The organism is Pseudomonas sp. B6002, from assembly GCF_013385985.1.
GTDB lineage: Bacteria > Pseudomonadota > Gammaproteobacteria > Pseudomonadales > Pseudomonadaceae > Aquipseudomonas.
In genome coordinates, this window is sequence record NZ_JACAOY010000007.1 from 32,396 (window position 1) to 50,820 (window position 18,425).

Sequence of the window (18,425 nt, forward strand, 5' to 3'; positions counted from 1 at the left end):
ATCCCTCGACGGTGTTTTCGCGAGCTTGCGCCACGGCGATTAATAGCCCATGACAACTGTGCGTCAGTCTGATGACAGCGCCCGGCGCCCGCGAAGCGTTGTAGACTGCGCAGATGCTGCCCAGGAGACCGTGATGGGACCGACGCTCACACTACGCCACTACATCGAAGCTCCCCTCGCCCACAGCCATGACCATGCGCAGTTGGTGTTCGGCTTGTCCGGCCACCTGGACCTGGAAGTGGACGGCCGGGGCAGCCAGGTGCACGAAAGCAGCGTGATGGTGCTGCCCTTCTCCGCTCACCATGCCTGCGGCAGCCGCGATGGCAGCCGTTGCCTAGTGCTGGATGTGCCCACCGAACACTGGGTGTTGCAATCGCTGGGTGACCACGCCGATGCCAGCCGCCGCCTGCTCGACGAACCCGCACGCCTGACCCTCGACACTCGACAAAGCCAACTGGTGCAATGGCTGGCCCACAGCCCGGTGGATGACCCGCTGATTGTCCAGCAAGGCGCGGTGCTGTTGCTCGCCAGCCTTAATCACCCGCTGGCCCAACCGGTGCAGGGTCGGCGCTTGCCCTATGCCGCGTTCAACGCCCACATCGAACGGCATGTCGCGCACCCGCTGCAAGTGGCTGACCTGGCGCGCATCGCCGACCTGTCGGTCGCACGCCTGCACGCGCGGTTTATCGTCGAATGCGGGCAGACGCCGATGGACTATATCCGCAGCCGTCGCCTGCAGATGGCCTTGAAGCTGCTGCGCGAGACGGCGTTGCCCATCGGCGAAGTCGCCGACCGCGTCGGGTACAGCTCACAGAGTGCGTTCGCAGCGGCGATGCTGCGGGAGTTCGGTGCATCACCGGGGGCGTTGCGCCGCTCACTGTAGGAAGAGTCTCGCGACAATCGGCGCGAGCCGAACGACAGACACGCCCGTTTGCAACCCTCTACACTGCGCTTCGATAAACCCGTTGGTTCAAGGATCGCAATGACTCCCCGCTCAGCCCTCGGCGCCCTGCATATCGGCGCATTGATGTTTGGCCTCACTGGCGTGTTCGGTAAGCTGGCAGCCGCCTCGCCCGCCATCATCGTGTTTGGCCGCGCCGCTTTCGCCGTGCTGGCCCTCGCGGTGTTCGCGCGCTTTGCCAGCAACACCACCTGGAAAACCCTCGAACTGCGCGACTGGCGCCGGCTGCTCATCAGCGGCGTGCTGCTCGCTGCGCACTGGGTGACCTTCTTCATTGCGGTCAAAGTGGCCGGCGTGGCCGTGGCGACCCTGGGGTTTACGGCCTTTCCGGCGTTTACGGTGATCCTTGAAGGGCTGATCTTCCGCGAGCGTATCCGCGCCAATGAAGTGGTGCTGGTGACACTTGTCAGTGTCGGCCTGGTGCTGGTGACGCCCGATTTCAACCTGGCGAGCGAAGCCACCGGCGGCTTGCTGTGGGGCATCGCGTCGGGGCTGCTGTTTTCGCTGTTGTCCCTGAACAACCGTGCCAGCTCCGGGCGCATCCCGGCCGTGCAGGCGGCGCTGTGCCAGAACGTCGTGGTTGCGGCATGCCTGCTGCCGGTGGCGGCGCCTGGTTTGGCCGATGTGCGTGCCATTGACTGGCTGTGGATTGGCCTGCTCGGCGTGTTCTGCACGGGCCTGGCCCACAGCCTGTTCGTGGCCAGCCTGGCGGTGATCAAGGCGCGCACCGCGTCGGTGGTGTTTGCCATGGAACCGGTCTACGGCATCACCGTGGCCTGGCTGCTGTTTGCCGAAACCCCGACCCTGCGCATGTTGCTGGGCGGCGCCTTGATCATCGTCGCCATCGTGCTGTCCGGCCTGATGGGCAGCGCCAGCCAGGCCAAACAGCCCGCAGCAGCGGCCTGATCTATACTTCGCGCATCCGCAACAGTCTGTCGTCGTTCAACGGATAAGGCCCCTCGACGACAGCCCTGCCTTTTGAAGTGGCTGCAAGCGAGTGGTCACTCCCATAACGCTATGCAGGGGTTTCATCATGGAAATGCTCATTAGCTTGCTGGTTCAAATCATCAGCGGTGCCGTCGGCGGAAACGTCGCCGGCATGACCAAGCAGAGCCTGGGGACCGGGCTCAATACGCTGCTCGGCGGTATTGGCGGCCTGGTCCTGGGCCAGGTTGTCGCGCAGTTCACCGGAACATCTGGCGGTGAAGCACTGGATGTGGCGGCAGTCGGCAGCAATATCGTGGGCGGCGGCGTAGGTGGCCTGGTACTCACCTGGGTCGTCGGGTTTATCAAACAAAAGATGGCGGCCAAATAGCCTTACCGGTCACCGCTGCTCTATGGCGGTGACCGTCATTGCGTCCGATCGTTGTGGCCCAGGTCGCGCGCTGGGTCGATCTGGTCGCGCACGCGCTGCTTGAGCACCTTGGCTTCCGGAAAGCCGCCATCGGCCTTGCGCTCCCAGATCTGCACGCCATCGCAGGTGATGCGAAACGCCCCGCCGGTGGCCGGCTCCAGTGCCACGCGCCCCAGGTCGTCGCAGAACGTACTCAACAGCTCCTGGGCCAACCACGCGGCACGCAGCAACCACTGGCACTGGGTGCAATAGGTAATGACGATCTCGGGTTTGTTCGTGGACATAATTTGAGAGGTTCCTGGCGTAACGGGCTCGGAGGATCGAGTGGCTATAATACCGGCCTTTACCGCCCAGCCTCGAGATTGATGATGCGCCGCCTGCTGTCCTGCCTGCTCCTGTGCCTTGTCCCCCTGCTTGCCGACGCCGTCGAGCCTCCACGGCCCAAAGTCGGCCTGGTGCTTTCCGGCGGCGCCGCCCGTGGCCTGGCCCATATCGGCGTGCTCAAGGCCCTGGAAGAACAAGGCATTCACATCGACGCCATCGCCGGCACCAGCATGGGCGCGGTGATCGGCGGGCTGTATGCCTCGGGCTACAAGATCGATGAACTGGAAAAGCTGGCACTGAGTATCGACTGGCAACAGGCCCTGTCCGATGCACCGCCCCGGGAGGACGTGCCGTTTCGACGCAAGCAGGATGACCGGGACTTCCTGGTGAAACAGAAACTCAGCTTCCGCGATGACGGCAGCCTGGGCCTGCCACTGGGCGTGATCCAGGGCCAGAACCTCGCGCTGCTGCTGGAAAGCATGTTCGCCCACAACAGCAACACGCGTAATTTCGACAAGTTGCCGATCCCGTTCCGCGCCGTGGCCACCGACATCACCACCGGCGAGAAAGTGGTATTCAGCAAGGGGCACCTGCCCCAGGTGATCCGCGCCAGCATGTCGATTCCTGCGGTCTTCGCGCCGGTAGAAATCGACGGCCGGCTGCTGGTGGACGGTGGCATGACCGACAACATCCCGCTGGATGTGGCGCGGGAGATGGGCGTGGACATTGCCATTGTGGTCGACATCGGCACCCCGCTGCGCTCGCGCAAGCAACTGGCCACGGTGGTCGATGTGCTCAACCAGTCCATCACCCTGATGACCCGGCGCAATTCCGAAGAACAACTCAAGGCCCTGCACCCCAAGGACGTGCTGATCCAGCCGCCCCTGGCCGCCTATGGCGTGACCGATTTCGGCCGCGCCAAAGACATGATCGACGCCGGCTACCGTGCCACCCGTGCACTGGACGTGCGCCTGGCCCATTTGCGCCCTACTGAGCCTGTGGACCCACAATTGGTGGCTGCCCGCACGCCAGGGGAACGGACCCCGGTGATCACCGCAATCAAGGTGGAGAACGATTCGAAAGTCAGCGAAGACGTGATCCGCTACTACATTCGCCAACCCCTGGGTGAGCCGCTGAACCTAAGTCGCCTGCAGACCGACATGGGCACGCTGTACGGCCTGGATTACTTCGAGCAGGTGCAATACCGCGTGGTGAAGAAGGGCCAGGACAACACCCTGGTGATCAGCGCGCGCGGCAAACGCGCCGGCACCGACTACCTGCGCCTGGGCCTGAACCTGTCGGATGACATGCGCGGCGACAGCGCCTTCAACCTCGGCGCCAGCTACCGCATCAACGGCATCAACCGCCTTGGTGCGGAATGGCTGACGCGGGTGCAGATCGGCGATCGCCAAGAGCTGTACAGCGAGTTCTACCAGCCGATGGACACCGGCTCACGCTACTTCGTCGCGCCCTATATCAGTGCCCAGGCGCAGAACGTTGAACTGATTCTGGACAACGACCCGATCTCCGAATACCGCCTGGAACGCTACGGTTTCGGGCTAAATGTGGGGCGCCAGATCGGCAACAGCGGCGAGATCCGCTTCGGCGTCGGCGAGGCCTGGGGCAAGGCCGACGTGCGCATCGGCGACCGCGACTCGCCGAGCGTGAGCTTCAGCGAAGGCTTCTACGAACTGAAGTACTCCTTCGACTCCCTGGACAACGTGTATTTCCCCCATGCCGGTGAGGATATCGGCCTGGCCTACCGGGAATTCGAACCGGGGCTGGGTTCGGACCAACGCTACCGCCAGTGGGAGTTCAAGCTGGACAAGGCCATGAGCAACGGCCCGGACACCCTGGTACTGGGCGGGCGCTACGGGCGCACAGTGGATAAGTCTGACGTGGTGATTTCCAGCTTCCTGCTCGGCGGGGCGCGGCAGTTGTCGGGCTTTCGCGAGGACGCGATCTCGGGCCAGAACATCAGCCTGATGCGGGCGGTGTACTACCGTCGCCTCACGCCGCGCTCCTATCTGCCGCTGGACTTCCCGCTGTACCTGGGGGCCTCGCTGGAGCGGGGTCGGGCGTGGAACAACGACAATGAGTTCGACAGCGGGTATATCAATGCCGCGAGTATTTTCCTGGGGTTCGATACGCCGCTGGGGCCGCTGAACTTCAGCTATGGCTTCAATGATGACAACCAGCAGGCGGTGTACCTCAACCTGGGCCAGACGTTCTAGAACGCCGAGTACAAGACCCAATGTGGGAGCAACTGTCTTGATGGTTTTCAAAAAACATCATCAAGACAGCCATAAAAACTCCCACAGTTGACCGAGTACACCTGCTGATCTGTCCTCACTGTAGGAGCCGGCTTGCCGGCGATAGCGATCCATCAGTGAACAGCGTTGCAGCTGACCCACCGCCATCGCTGGCAAGCCAGCTCCTACAGGTTGATCTTTGGCGTGCTTGGGGTCAGGACTTTTCCAGGTTCGCCAGGATGTGCCCATGTACACGCATGCACACGCTCAAATCGGCTTCGTCTACGCCCACAAACAGCTCATGGCGCAGGGCCGTGGCGATGGTTTCGATCTGTTCGATCAACGGACGGGCTGTGTCACACAGCAAGATGCGCTTGGCACGGCGGTCTTCCACCACGGCCTGGCGTTGCACCAGGCCTTGGCCTTCCAGGCTGTCGAGCAGCCGCGCCAGCGTCGGCCCTTCTACACCGACACTCTGTGCCAGTTCGCGCTGGGTGGGCGCCTCTTCGAAACGGGCCAGGTGCAACAGCACCAGCCAACGCGCCTGGGACAAGCCCAGCCCCGCCAAACGGCGGTCCAGTTCGGCGCGCCAACCTCGGGACATTTGCGCCAACTGCATGCCAAAGCGGTGTTGATCGGTTAACGGCATAAAAAACTCATGGTTTAGACTGAAAATAAAGTGTGGCTAATTATTAGTCAGCTAAGCATGAGCCATGCCAGTAGGCAAGAGTTGCTATGTACTGATTCGTTACATTGTCGTAATTGGCGCACTAAATTTCGAATTCAGACTGCAAAGCCGCCCTTACACAGTACAAAACGCCCTCAGGAACACGACCGGTGAACAGTGGTGCAATCTCGGCAACCGGTGGCAATTCGCCTTCTCCGTCAAGGAAGGCGTCCTGGATTTCACCGAGCAAATCCTCCGGCAAATCAAGGGCCTGTTCCAGGGAGAGCTGCTGCTTGCCGATGGATTCGGCCAACAGGGTGTAGACGTTTTTTTCCGAGCATTGCAGCTGGCCGGCGATCTGGATCGGGGTCATGCCAGCGCGCGCCAGGCTGATCAGTTCGTGGCGGATATCGGCGACTTCCTTCGGCGCTTCGGCCTGGCCGCCGAGCACCTCGAGAAACGCCTGGCCGTAGCGCTCCAGTTTGCGTGCACCCACGCCGCTGACCCGGGCCATCTCGGCCATGGTGGTGGGCTGCTCACGCAGCATTTCGAGCAAGGTGGAGTCCGGGAAAATAACGTAAGGCGGCACGCTGTGTTCCTGCGCCAGTTTGCGCCGCAGGGTGCGCAAGGCTTCCCACTGTTCGCGCTCTTCGCCTCGTACCAACTGGCTGGCCTGGCTGGTGCTGCTCTTGACGGTGGTTTGCGGCTTGAGGTCGCGGCGCAGTTCAAGACTCACTTCGCCCTTGAGCAACGGCCGGCAACTGTCGTTCAAGCGCAGCCCGCCATAACCTTCGATGTCAATGTCGACCAGATTGCGTGCAACCATCTGCCGGAACAACGAACGCCACTCGCCTTCCGCACGGGCTTTGCCAATGCCATAGACCGAGAGTTTTTCGTGGCCAAAACTGCGAATTTTTTCGTTGTCCTTGCCCAGCAACACATCCACCAGATGGCCCACCCCATAGCGCTGGCCGGTGCGGTGAATGGTCGACAACGCCTGGCGCGCCGGTTCGGTGGCGTCCCAGGTCTGCACGCCATCGGTACAGTTGTCGCAATGCCCGCAAGGCTCGGGCATGTCTTCGTCGAAATACGCCAGCAAGGTCTGGCGGCGGCAACGAGTCTCTTCACACAACGACAGCATGGCATCGAGCTTGTGCTGCTCCAGGCGCTTGTGGCGCTCGTCGCCTTCGGAGTTCTGCAGCATCTGCTTGAGCATCACCACGTCCTGCAGGCCGTAGACCATCCAGGCATCCGCCGGCAGGCCGTCACGGCCGGCACGACCGGTTTCCTGGTAGTAGGCCTCAAGGGACTTGGGCAGGTCCATGTGGGCCACAAAACGCACGTTGGACTTGTCGATCCCCATGCCGAACGCAATGGTGGCAACCATGATCAGGCCTTCCTCGTTGAGGAAACGCTTCTGATGGTAGGCCCGCAGGTCATTCGGCAAACCTGCGTGATACGGCAACGCCGGGTAGCCCTGTTCGCAGAGGAAGGCTGCTACTTCATCGACCTTTTTACGCGACAGGCAATAGACGATGCCCGCATCGCTGCGCCGTTCGGACAGGAACGCCAGCAACTGCTTGCGTGGCTGCTCCTTGGGCACGATGCGGTAGAAAATGTTCGGCCGGTCGAAGCTCGACAGAAAGCGCTCGGCATTCTGCAAATGCAGGCGCTCGACGATTTCCTCGCGGGTGCGCTTGTCGGCGGTGGCGGTCAGGGCAATACGCGGCACATCGGGAAACAGCTCCGCTAATTGCCCGAGTTGCAGGTACTCGCGACGGAAGTCATGGCCCCATTGCGAAACACAGTGGGCTTCATCAATGGCGAACAGCGCGATTTCCAGGCTCTGCAGGAACGCCAGCATGCGTGGCTGCACCAGACGCTCGGGGGCCAGGTACAGCATCTTCACTTCGCCACGCTTGATCCGTGCGGCCAGGTCGCGCTGTTGCTCCGGGCTGAGGGTGGAGTTCAAGGAGGCTGCCGCAACACCAAGCTCTTCAAGGGTGGCCACCTGGTCGTCCATCAACGCGATCAGTGGCGACACCACCACGGCCAGGCCGTTGCGCAACAGGGCCGGCACCTGGAAGCACAAGGACTTGCCGCCACCGGTAGGCATCAGTACCAGGGCATCGCCGCCACTGGCCACGCGCTCAATGATCGCACCCTGGCGGCCACGAAAACTGTCGTAGCCGAAGATGTCCTTGAGGACGCGTTGAGCCTGCTCGAGCATGTAAAACTCCAAAATGGTGCCGAAATCCCACTGTACAGGCTGGCCGAGAAAACGCGCTTTCACGGGAAATAATCCGTAAGCGAAGTTTTCCCGGTTTGGCGCGTGGCCTGCCGGGGCATCACAAAACGCGGCAGTATACCCGAGCGACACCCGGCAAAGGGCGCCGCTGACGAATAGCGACCCCTCTCTAAAACCTGGCAAATATGCAGTGCGGCTGGCCTGGACGCTCAAGAAAGCCTAGAATTCAGCATCGTTTATTCCCAAGGTAGTCCTTCAATGTCCTTCGCTGAGCAACTAACCCGCCTGCAAGCCTTCCTCGACGCCGATGAGCTGCATGACGAGGCGCTGGACTACGTGGCCGCCCACGGCTACCTGACCGCCCTGTCGATCTGCTCCGAAATCGTGCCCGACCGTGAATGGATCGACGCGCTGTTCGCCGAAGAACCACACTACACCGACGCCGCCCAGCGTGAAGAAATCGAATCCACCCTGCTCGCCCTCAAGGCCCACATCGGTCGCCAGCTGGCTTCCGACGAGGAATTCGAGCTGCCATGCGAGCTGGACCTGGGTGATGAGCCGGATGATTCCGACCTGCGCGGCTGGTGCATCGGCTTCATGGAAGGTGTGTTCCTGCGCGAGGCCGCCTGGTTCGAAACCGCCGAGGAAGAAGTCAGCGAAATGCTGCTGCCGATCATGGTCGGCTCGGGCTTGTTCGACGACCAGCCGGAGTTCTCCGACATCGCCGCCGACGCCAACCTGATGGACGACATGATCGTTCAGATCCCGGAAGCGCTGACCGCCCTGTACCTGCTGTGCAACGCTCCTGACGAAAAGCCGGCGATCCTCAAGCCTCGTCACCACTGAGTCAATTGCCCGTGACACCCATGGGCAACCGTCCTCTGCTCCTGCGTTACGCCCTGCTGGCCATTGGCTGGCTGAGCGTGGCGCTGGGGGTGATCGGCATTTTCCTGCCGGTATTGCCGACCACGCCCTTCCTGCTGCTTGCTGCCGCCTGCTTCGCCCGAAGCTCTCCGCGCTTCTACCACTGGCTGGTGGAACACCCGCGCCTGGGGCCGTGGATTCGTGATTACCTGGACGGCAACGGCATCCCCCTCAAAGGCAAGGTCTACGCTATCGGCTTGATGTGGCTGAGCATCGGCCTATCCTGCTATCTGGTGCCACTCCCCTGGGCCCGCGGCTTCATGCTGACCAGTGCGGTGCTGGTGACCATCTACATCCTGCGCCAGAAAACCCTGCCACCCCGCCAACGGTAGACACCGGCTTTCGCAGGAACTGGCTTGTGTGGGAGCTGGCTTGCCTGCGATAGCATCACCGCGGTGTAACTGCGACACCGTGCCGATGCTATCGCGGGCAAGCCCGGCTCCCACACAAGCCCTGCACACGACCTTGGTCGACACTGACTAACCCCAAGCATCATGCGAGACTGTGCAACCGGGCCTGGAATGCCTGGGTGTTTTTATGCTCGGAGTTACCATGACGCTGTCCAGCGGGCTGATCGCCGCCGTTGCCCTGGCCTATATGGCCATTATGTTTGCCATCGCCTTCTACGGTGACCGCCGCCGTGCGCCGCTGCCACCGCGTATGCGTGCCTGGGTGTACAGCCTGTCGCTGGCGGTCTACTGCACCAGCTGGACTTTCTTCGGCGCCGTAGGCCAGGCCGCCGAACAGCTGTGGGCATTTTTACCGATCTACCTCGGACCCGTGCTGTTACTGGTGTTGGCACCCTGGGTGCTGCAGAAGATGATTCTGATCAGCAAGCAGGAAAACATCACCTCCATCGCCGACTTTATCGCCGCGCGCTACGGCAAGTCCCAGTCCCTGGCCGTGGTGGTGGCGCTGATCTGCCTGGTCGGCGTGCTTCCGTATATTGCCCTGCAGCTCAAAGGCATCGTGCTGGGCGTGAACCTGTTGATCGGCTCCGGCCCCGACACCACCGGCACCCGCGCCCAGGACACCGCGCTGATCGTGTCGCTGGTGCTGGCGCTGTTCACCATTGTGTTCGGTACGCGCAACCTTGACGCCACGGAACACCACCGCGGCATGGTGCTGGCCATCGCGTTTGAATCCCTGGTCAAGCTGTTCGCGTTTCTCGCCGTCGGCGCGTTTGTGACCTACGGCCTCTATGACGGTTTCGGCGACCTGTTCAGCCAGGCCATGCTCGCACCTCGGCTGGAGGAATACTGGAAAGAGACCATCAACTGGCCCTCGATGGTGGTACAGACCGGCGTGGCGATGATGGCGATCATCTGCCTGCCCCGGCAGTTCCATGTGACGGTGGTCGAGAACATCGACCCACAGGACCTGCGCCTGGCCAAGTGGGTGTTCCCGGCGTACCTGATCCTCGCCGCACTCTTTGTGATCCCCATCGCCCTCGGCGGCAAGATGATGCTGCCGGGCTCGGTACTGCCGGACTCCTACGTGATCAGCCTGCCCATGGCCGAAGCGCACCCGGCACTCGCGGTGCTGGCGTTTATCGGCGGCGCCTCGGCGGCCACCGGCATGGTGATCGTGGCAAGCATCGCCTTGTCCACCATGGTGTCCAACGACATGCTGCTGCCGTGGCTGCTGCGCCGCTCCAGCGCCGAGCGGCCGTTCGAGGTGTTCCGCCACTGGATGCTGTCGGTACGCCGGGTCAGCATCGTGATCATCCTGCTGCTGGCCTATGTGAGTTACCGCCTGCTCGGTTCCACGGCAAGCCTGGCAACCATCGGCCAGATCGCCTTTGCCGCCGTGACCCAACTGGCGCCGGCGATGCTCGGCGCGCTGTACTGGAAGCAGGCCAACCGACGCGGCGTGTTTGCCGGGCTGGCTGCGGGAACATTCCTGTGGTTCTACACATTGGTCCTACCGGTGACGGCGAAAAGCCTGGGATGGTCTCTGAGCCTTTTCCCAGGGCTGACGTGGATGCATTCGCACCCGCTGGGCTTGTCCGTCACCTCGCTGACGCTGGGCACGGTGTTCTCCCTGGCGGGCAACTTCACGCTGTTCGTATGGGTGTCGATGCTGTCGCGCACACGGGTGTCCGAACACTGGCAGGCCGGGCGCTTCATTGGCCAGGAAATCAGCCAGCGCGCCAGTGCCCGTTCGATGTTGTCGGTGCAAATCAGCGACCTGCTCAGTCTGGCTGCCCGCTTCGTTGGCGAGGAGCGCGCCCAACAGAGCTTTATCCGTTTCGCCTATCGCCAGGGCAAAGGTTTTAACCCCAACCAGAATGCCGATAACGATTGGATCGCCCACACCGAACGCTTGCTGGCGGGTGTGCTCGGTGCGTCCTCGACCCGGGCCGTGGTGAAAGCCGCCATTGAAGGGCGGGAAATGCAGCTGGAGGACGTAGTCCGCATTGCCGACGAAGCGTCGGAAGTACTCCAGTTCAACCGCGCATTGCTGCAAGGCGCCATCGAGAACATCACCCAAGGCATCAGCGTGGTCGACCAGTCTCTCAAGCTGGTGGCGTGGAACCGCCGTTACCTGGAGCTGTTCAACTACCCCGAAGGCCTGATCAGCGTCGGCCGGCCGATTGCCGACATCATTCGCTACAACGCCGAACGTGGCCTGTGCGGGCCGGGCGAAGCCGAAGTGCATGTGGCGCGGCGCCTGCACTGGATGCGCCAGGGCCGTGCGCATACTTCCGAGCGTCTGTTTCCCAATGGCCGGGTGATCGAGCTGATTGGCAACCCGATGCCGGGCGGCGGTTTTGTCATGAGCTTCACCGACATCACCGCGTTCCGCGAAGCTGAGCAGGCACTCACCGAGGCCAACGAAGGCCTTGAGCAACGGGTGACCGAGCGCACGCACGAGCTATCGCAGCTCAATGTGGCACTCACTGACGCCAAGGGCGTGGCCGAGTCCGCCAGCCAATCCAAGACCCGTTTTCTGGCGGCCGTCAGCCATGACTTGATGCAACCGCTGAACGCGGCCCGGTTGTTCTCCGCCGCCCTCTCCCACCAGAACGACGGGATGTCCAGCGAGGCCCGGCAACTGGTGCAGCACCTGGACAGCTCGCTGCGCTCGGCCGAGGACCTGATCAGCGACCTGCTGGACATCTCACGCCTGGAGAACGGCAAGATCAATCCGCAACGCCAGCCCTTTGTGCTCAACGAGCTGTTCGACACCCTGGGCGCAGAGTTCAAGGCGCTGGCCCAGGAGCAAGGCCTGCGCTTCCGCCTGCGTGGCAGCCGCTTGCGGGTGGACAGTGACATCAAGTTGTTGCGTCGGATTCTGCAGAATTTTCTCACCAACGCCTTCCGCTATGCCGACGGCCCAGTGTTACTCGGCGTACGTCGGCGCAAGGGCGAGCTGTGCCTGGAGGTGTGGGACCGCGGCCCAGGCATCCCGCTGGATAAACAGAAGGTGATCTTCGAAGAATTCAAGCGCCTGGACAGCCACCAGACCCGTGCCGAGAAAGGCCTGGGGCTGGGTTTGGCGATTGCCGACGGCCTGTGTCGGGTGCTCGGCCATCGCTTGAGCGTACGTTCCTGGCCGGGCAAAGGCAGCGTGTTCAGCGTGCGCGTGCCGCTGGCGCGCAACCAGGCGAATCTGCAGGTCAAGGCAGCACAGGAAAACGGCCTGCCCTTGAGCGGCGCACAGGTGCTGTGCGTGGATAACGAAGAAAGTATCCTCATCGGCATGCGCAGCCTGCTCACCCGCTGGGGCTGCGAGGTCTGGACTGCCACCGACCAGGCGCAATGCGCGGCGCTGCTGGCCGAGGGTATGCGCCCACAATTGGCGCTGGTGGATTACCACCTGGACCACGGTGAGACCGGTACTGAATTGATGGGTTGGCTGCGTGCGCAACTGGCGGAGCCGATTCCGGGCGTGGTGATCAGTGCCGACGGCCGCCCGGAAATGGTCGCTGAAGTGCACGCCGCAGGTTTGGATTACCTCGCCAAGCCCGTCAAACCCGCGGCGTTGCGTGCGTTGTTGAGTCGGCATTTACCCCTATAGGCCGGTCCGAATCGGTCAAATGTGGGAGCTGGCTTGCCTGCGATAGCGGTCGTGACAGATCCACCGCTATCGCAGGCAAGCCAGCTCCCACATCGACCGCATTGTTTATTCGGGGAGATGGGCGACGCCGTCGGCGTCGGTCATGGCACGTTCCAGCAGATCGGCGGGAAGGCTTTTGCTGGCACGGGCGCCCAGCAAGCGCAATTGCTCGGTGCGACTGACCAGGTTTCCGCGCCCATCTGTCAGCTTGTTTCGCGCAGCGCTGTAGGCCTTGTCCAACTGCTGCAGGCGGTTGCCCACTTCATCCAGATCCTGGATAAACAGCACGAACTTGTCATACAGCCAGCCGGCACGCTCGGCAATTTCGCGGGCATTCTGGCTTTGGCGCTCCTGCTTCCACAGGCTGTCGATTACCCGTAGCGTGGCGAGCAAGGTGGTGGGGCTGACGATCACGATGTGGCGGTCGAACGCTTCCTGGAACAGATTGGGCTCGGCTTGCAACGCAGCGGAGAACGCAGCCTCGATAGGCACGAACAGCAACACGAAATCCAGGCTGTGCAGGCCTTCCAGGCGTTTGTAATCCTTGCCGGCCAGGCCTTTGACGTGATTGCGCAGGGACAGGACGTGCTGCTTGAGCGCTGCCTGGCCAATCACCTCATCGTCTGCCCCTACATACTGTTGATAGGCCGTGAGGCTGACCTTGGAGTCGACCACCACCTGCTTGTCGCCCGGCAGCATGATCAGCACATCCGGCTGGAAACGCTCGCCATCCGGGCCCTTGAGGCTGACCTGGGTCTGGTACTCGCGGCCCTTCTCCAGGCCGGCGTGCTCCAGCACGCGCTCAAGGATCAGCTCGCCCCAGTTGCCCTGGGTTTTCTGGCCCTTGAGGGCACGGGTCAGGTTGGTGGCTTCGTCCGACAGGCGCAGGTTCAGTTGTTGCAGGCGTTCAAGTTCCTTGGCCAGGGAAAAGCGCTCGCGGGCTTCGTTCTGATAGCTCTCTTCGACGCGCTTTTCAAAGGATTGAATGCGCTCCTTCAGAGGGTCCAACAACTGCCCGAGGCGTTCCTGGCTGGTTTCGGCGAAACGCTGCTCGCGCTCATCGAAGATCTTGCCGGCCAGTTCAGCGAACTGCGCGCGCAGCTCGTCCCGTGAACCTTGCAGGTCGGCGAGGCGTTGTTGATGGCTTTCCTGCTGCTCGCGCAGTTCGGCGCTCAGGGCCGCGGCCAGCGCGTCGAGGCGGCGCAGTTCGATGTCCTTGGCGCTGCGGTCGAGGTTCCAGGCATGGGCGGCGTCGCGGGCGTTATCGCGGTCGATCTGCAACAGCTCGACCTCGCGGCGCACAGCGGCCAGGTCAGCCTGCTTGGCGGCATTGGCCTGGCTCAGGTCGCTGATCTCGTCACGGCTGGCATCCAACTGGGCCGCCAGCCCTTCCTGGGCCATTTGCGCCATGGCCAGACGCTCTTCGAGCAACTCCCAACCGCTCATGCGTGCGCTCAGGCGTTGCTGGAGCTGCCAGCACAGGGCCAACAACGGCACCGCTGCGCCAGCAAGACCCAAGGCAATACTGGTCCAGTCAAAAGCCATAGCCATTTCTGCCATTACCGAAAAAGTGCAAGGTTAACCAAGCGCGGGGCGGGAGGACAGCTCAGTCTTCGACTTGGCCCAGCTCGCGTTGGGCGCGGCGATCACCGGCGCGGGCGGCCAGGCGCAGCAGGTCGTGGCCGATGCGGCGGTCGCGGGCGTTGCCGCATTCACGGCACATCAATTGGCCCAGGCGGCTTTGGGCTGCCACCACGCCTTCACGGGCCGGCTGCTTGAGCAAGCGCCCGGCGAAGTGTTTGACGTTGGGGTTATGGCCCAGGCGCGGGCTGTCGAGCAACCACAAGGCAACTTTCAAGGAGAATCGCTTGGGGGCGGTAACAGTTTGAGGAGTGTCGGTAACAGAAGGTGATACTGAGCGAAACTTCATAAAGCACTGTGGGACAGAACGGAAGGCGCGCCACTCTACTCTTTTTTTCGTACAGGTAAAGCTGAAAAAACCCTGCACGCCCGTTCTAGAGCAAGCGCTCGGGACAATCCACAGAAGCTGTGGATAACTCAGTGGACAACCCCCCTTTAACTCTCGCAAAGGCCCATGGAATGGGGGCCGCAGTCAAACTGACGATTTTTTCACCAATAAAAAAAAGCGAGATTTTTCATTGACTTAAATTTCCATTGCAGGCAATTGGCGGCACTTCATCGCACTTGACAGCTTGGTTACACACGCCGCAACTAATGTGCACAAGTACCCACCTGATGGTTATATCGTCGGCGTTTTTTGATCCGACACGGTGGAAAAATGTTACCGGCGGACCAAACCGAGGTGCTTTTCAAATTCGCGCCGGCTCGCCACACTGCTTCACCCACCACACAACCCTGTGCGACTCAATGAAAGGAATTCTGCTATTCGCCCTGCTGCTGCTGGCGGTCTGTGTGATCTCGCTGGGCATCAATGCCGTGCTGCCTTCCCCGGACGGCGCATTGTTCGCCATCGCCATCCTGCTGTCGGCGGCCTTTACTGCCGTGAGCCTGTGCATCGAGCTGGGTGAAGGCAGGATCAACGACATGCGCGATGTGATGAAGGTGGTCGAAACCGGCCAATCCCTGCGCCTGACCCTGGCCGCCTACGGGCTGGGTTGCTCGTTGGCCGCGGCGATCACGGTACTGGTCTATCGCGGGTTGCTGGGCGCCTGATTGAATTATTTTGACTACCACACTTCCTTTCCTTGTTTCAATCCGTTACCATCCGCCGCGTTAGTACCAAGCTGAAAGTCAATTCTGGTCGAACAAGTCCCCTGAACAACACGGGATCGACCACCTCGATGGTTTCCAGGTATGCCTTGCGACGACACAGCCTTTGAACAAGCAAAGGGTGTCGCGAAGTCTCAATACTCTGACCGAACCAACCTGCAAATTGATCAGGATCTTCACCCCGGGCCCAGAACCTTTGCCCCTGTTGTGTTGCCTGCCCTCCTAAGTACCTACCTGCCAGCCCAAGCGCGCCTAACTTATCAGCGCTTCAAACTGGCTGCTTTGTTCCAGTCGGGTTCTTCGTTTGATCAATGGTGATCAACGTTACTGGAACGTTTTAACGTTGCACGGTTCTTAATCCGTGTCATTTGTAGGAACACCCATAACATGAACGCTCAAATCCACACTCAGGATGCCATTCGCACCCTCACCAACGCTTTTGCACCAATGAACTGCCTGATCATGGCCGCTCGCAAAGGCTGCTTCAGCTTCACCCTGGTCAACGAACACGGCATCGCTCGTCACAGCGAACGCCTGTACCCCGATCAATACTCCAGCGCAGAACCGCTGCAGGCCGTGATCGAGCGTACCCGTCAGGCCCTGACTGCCTGACTGACCCGAGTCGCTGAAACCCAAAAACCCTGCCTGAAAAGCAGGGTTTTTTATTGCCCAGAATTCAAGGTTTGAGTTTCTTTACTAAGGCCAAATAGATATAAACGTTATAACTAAATGAAGAAGATGTTTTAAAAACAGTCCTTTACATCGCAAATATGACACTACACTTCAACTCAAGCGGCATGATCCGCTTGCGACGGGCCTGAGATCCGATCCACTGCTGCCAAGCCCCCTCTCTCAGGCCTCGTCGACCACTTTCACGGATTGAGGCTTGTATGGGTATCGCTGCCAGCGAATTGTGTCGTTATGTGATCAGGCCCACGCTGAAGTACCTGGGTCGGGATGATCAAGCGGCCGAATCCTTGCTGCTGGGCATTGCTGCCAGCCAATCGGAACTGGGCTCGGCCCTGCACGATCGGCGCGGCCATGGCCTGTACAGCATCACCGAACCTCGTCACCGCGCACTCTGGGACGACTACCTGGCCCTGGACCCCGAACGCGCCAGCCTGGTGCGGGGGCTGGCCAGCCAGCATGCCTTTCTCAGCGCGCCGCAACTTGAGCTCACCGTCAACCTGCGTTACGCCACCGCCATCGCCTGGCTGCTGGTCGAACAGCACACACGTGCATTGCCTGCGCCTGGAGATGTTCTGGCGATGGCGCGTATCTGGAAAGAAATTTTTCATCCACAAGGAAGGCTGCGCGATTTCACTCAAGCCTGGCAAACCTGTGTTTCACCCATGAATCAGGTCACTTGTTGATCAGGCGTTTTGCAAGATTCGGCTAAAAACGTTGATTTTGGTCGGATTGTCCTACAAAACCGCTCTATCTCCTGCATTACAGCCTATAGCGCGAACTTAAATTTATTGTTACTTTCCGCAGCGGTGATCACCACGGAGTTCTAATAATGAAAAAAGTAATGCTCAAGACCACACTTAGCCTCGCCGTTACCATGGCATCCTCCCAACTGTTCGCGAGCGGCTTTGCCCTCAACGAACAAGATGTCGCCGGTATGGGTACGGGTTTCGCAGGCCGCTCTTCTTCTGCCGATAACGCAAGCACTGTCTACGGTAACCCTGCCGGTATGGCTCGCCTGGAAGGCCAGCAAATCACTGGTGGTGTTGCAGCGATCGACGCCAGCACCGACATCAAAGACGCCAGTGGCCGTTCGGCCGGTACCAACAAAGGCGACATGGTGCCCTTCACTGCCGTTCCTTTTGCCTTCTACACCAACAAGCTCAACGACCAGTGGGCTGTCGGTTTCGGCTTCTACGCCCCGTTCGGCTTGAAGACCGACTACGAACGTGGCTTCCAGGGCCGAGCTTTTGGCAGCAAGAGCGAAGTTGCGGTCATGACCTTCCAGCCAACGGTCAGCTACGCATTCAATGACAAGGTTTCCATCGGTTTTGGCCCGACCATCAACCGCATCGCCGGCACCCTGGAATCGCAGCCAAACCTGGGTTTGCTGCCGCTTCCTGGCCTCGCTGGCACCGGTGACAACAAAGTCAAAGTCAAAGGCGACGACACCGCACTCGGCTTCAACGCCGGTATCCTGGTGCAAGCCACCGACACCACCCGCGTCGGCCTGACTTATCACTCGAAAGTGAAGTACAAGCTTGAAGGCCACACCGAAGTAACCCCGGCAGCCAACGTGCCTGCAGGTTACCTCAAGCCTGGCCGCTATGACGCGTCGCTGAAAGTTGACACCCCTGAATCCTGGGACGCCTCGGTCACTCAAGACATGAACGACGCCTGGAAACTCTACGCGGGTGCAACCTGGACTCGCTGGAGCCGCTTGAAAGACATTACCGTCAACAACGAAGGCGTTACCGCAGCCGGTGGTGGTGCACTCGCACCTAGCATCGTGAGCAAGATTCAGGAGCCACAAAACTGGCACGACACCTGGGCCTACGCTGTAGGTACCTCGTACCAGCTCACCAAGCAAGTGGTGCTGCGTACCGGTCTGACCTTCGACCAGTCGCCGACCAACAACACTGACCGCTCGCCACGTATCCCTACCGGCGACCGGACCATCTTCAGTGTCGGCCTGGGCTACGCAGTGATGGATAACATGACCGTCGACCTGGCTTACTCCTACCTCAAGGAAGAGCCGGTCAAGGTCAACAAGTCCAACGCACTGGGGCAGACTTACGCCTCCAAGTACGAAAACAGCGCCAACGGTTTCGGCCTGGGCGTGACGTACAAGTTCTGATCCCTGCCGCATAAAAAAGCCCCGCTTTCCTGCAAAGGAAGCGGGGCTTTTTAGTGGC

At 61.0% G+C, this 18,425-nt stretch carries 16 protein-coding genes; 11 read left to right on the plus strand and 5 right to left on the minus strand.

The window, feature by feature from the left end:
* Positions 1-133 precede the first annotated feature (133 nt).
* From HX792_RS11410 to HX792_RS11420, 3 genes are all read left to right on the plus strand, one after another.
* A complete protein-coding gene (locus tag HX792_RS11410; protein ID WP_176996210.1) occupies positions 134-883 on the plus strand; it encodes an AraC family transcriptional regulator in 750 nt (249 codons plus the stop codon).
* A gap of 99 nt (positions 884-982) precedes the next feature.
* Positions 983-1,867 (plus strand): DMT family transporter, encoded by an 885-nt coding sequence (locus HX792_RS11415; RefSeq protein WP_176996211.1) that lies wholly within the window; start codon positions 983-985, stop codon positions 1,865-1,867.
* A 127-nt stretch (positions 1,868-1,994) separates the two neighbouring features.
* Positions 1,995-2,276 carry a hypothetical protein gene (locus HX792_RS11420; protein ID WP_176996212.1) on the plus strand — a complete coding sequence of 94 codons (282 nt, stop codon included), beginning with the start codon at positions 1,995-1,997 and terminating at the stop codon, positions 2,274-2,276.
* A 35-nt stretch (positions 2,277-2,311) separates the two neighbouring features.
* Here the strand turns inward: HX792_RS11420 and HX792_RS11425 are convergent, their stop codons facing one another.
* Positions 2,312-2,599 (minus strand): SelT/SelW/SelH family protein, encoded by a 288-nt coding sequence (locus HX792_RS11425; RefSeq protein ID WP_176996213.1) that lies wholly within the window; start codon positions 2,597-2,599, stop codon positions 2,312-2,314.
* 84 nt (positions 2,600-2,683) lie between these two features.
* Here HX792_RS11425 and HX792_RS11430 point away from each other — a divergent pair, with 84 nt between their 5' ends.
* Positions 2,684-4,873 carry a patatin-like phospholipase family protein gene (locus HX792_RS11430; RefSeq protein ID WP_176996214.1) on the plus strand — a complete coding sequence of 730 codons (2,190 nt, stop codon included), beginning with the start codon at positions 2,684-2,686 and terminating at the stop codon, positions 4,871-4,873.
* A 232-nt stretch (positions 4,874-5,105) separates the two neighbouring features.
* On the opposite strand, the gene HX792_RS11435 is transcribed toward HX792_RS11430, so the two are convergent.
* A complete protein-coding gene (locus HX792_RS11435) occupies positions 5,106-5,540 on the minus strand; it encodes a MarR family transcriptional regulator (protein WP_028617350.1) in 435 nt (144 codons plus the stop codon).
* A 121-nt stretch (positions 5,541-5,661) separates the two neighbouring features.
* Positions 5,662-7,788 (minus strand): DNA helicase RecQ, encoded by a 2,127-nt coding sequence (gene recQ / locus HX792_RS11440; protein ID WP_176996215.1) that lies wholly within the window; start codon positions 7,786-7,788, stop codon positions 5,662-5,664.
* A gap of 276 nt (positions 7,789-8,064) precedes the next feature.
* Here recQ and HX792_RS11445 point away from each other — a divergent pair, with 276 nt between their 5' ends.
* The 3 genes from HX792_RS11445 to HX792_RS11455 all read left to right on the plus strand — a co-directional run bounded on the left by HX792_RS11445 (position 8,065) and on the right by HX792_RS11455 (position 12,753).
* Positions 8,065-8,652 (plus strand): YecA family protein, encoded by a 588-nt coding sequence (locus tag HX792_RS11445; protein WP_176996216.1) that lies wholly within the window; start codon positions 8,065-8,067, stop codon positions 8,650-8,652.
* Between the two features lie 20 nt (positions 8,653-8,672).
* Positions 8,673-9,062: a YbaN family protein gene (locus tag HX792_RS11450; protein ID WP_176996217.1), complete on the plus strand. Its 390-nt coding sequence runs from the start codon at positions 8,673-8,675 to the stop codon at positions 9,060-9,062.
* A 220-nt stretch (positions 9,063-9,282) separates the two neighbouring features.
* Positions 9,283-12,753, plus strand: coding sequence for a PAS domain-containing hybrid sensor histidine kinase/response regulator (locus tag HX792_RS11455; RefSeq protein ID WP_176996218.1), 3,471 nt, complete (start codon positions 9,283-9,285; stop codon positions 12,751-12,753).
* A 105-nt stretch (positions 12,754-12,858) separates the two neighbouring features.
* On the opposite strand, the gene rmuC is transcribed toward HX792_RS11455, so the two are convergent.
* Positions 12,859-14,337 (minus strand): DNA recombination protein RmuC, encoded by a 1,479-nt coding sequence (rmuC, locus tag HX792_RS11460; RefSeq protein ID WP_371319345.1) that lies wholly within the window; start codon positions 14,335-14,337, stop codon positions 12,859-12,861.
* 61 nt (positions 14,338-14,398) lie between these two features.
* Entirely contained in the window at positions 14,399-14,722 is a 324-nt protein-coding gene (locus tag HX792_RS11465) for a sel1 repeat family protein (protein WP_176996219.1), read from the minus strand.
* Positions 14,723-15,180: 458 nt separating this feature from the next.
* On the opposite strand from HX792_RS11465, the gene HX792_RS11470 reads away from it, so the two are divergent.
* From HX792_RS11470 to HX792_RS11485, 4 genes are all read left to right on the plus strand, one after another.
* Complete coding sequence (locus HX792_RS11470) at positions 15,181-15,486, plus strand: hypothetical protein (protein WP_176996220.1); 306 nt, start codon at positions 15,181-15,183, stop codon at positions 15,484-15,486.
* Positions 15,487-15,930: 444 nt separating this feature from the next.
* On the plus strand, positions 15,931-16,155 hold the full coding sequence (locus HX792_RS11475; protein ID WP_005790139.1) for a hypothetical protein: 225 nt from the start codon (positions 15,931-15,933) through the stop codon (positions 16,153-16,155).
* 278 nt (positions 16,156-16,433) lie between these two features.
* The gene (locus HX792_RS11480) at positions 16,434-16,916 is read left to right on the plus strand and encodes a hypothetical protein (RefSeq protein WP_176996221.1); all 483 of its coding nucleotides are present in this window, start codon (positions 16,434-16,436) and stop codon (positions 16,914-16,916) included.
* A 146-nt stretch (positions 16,917-17,062) separates the two neighbouring features.
* Positions 17,063-18,367, plus strand: a complete 1,305-nt coding sequence (locus HX792_RS11485) for an OmpP1/FadL family transporter (protein WP_176996222.1) — start codon at positions 17,063-17,065, stop codon at positions 18,365-18,367.
* Positions 18,368-18,425 lie beyond the last annotated feature (58 nt).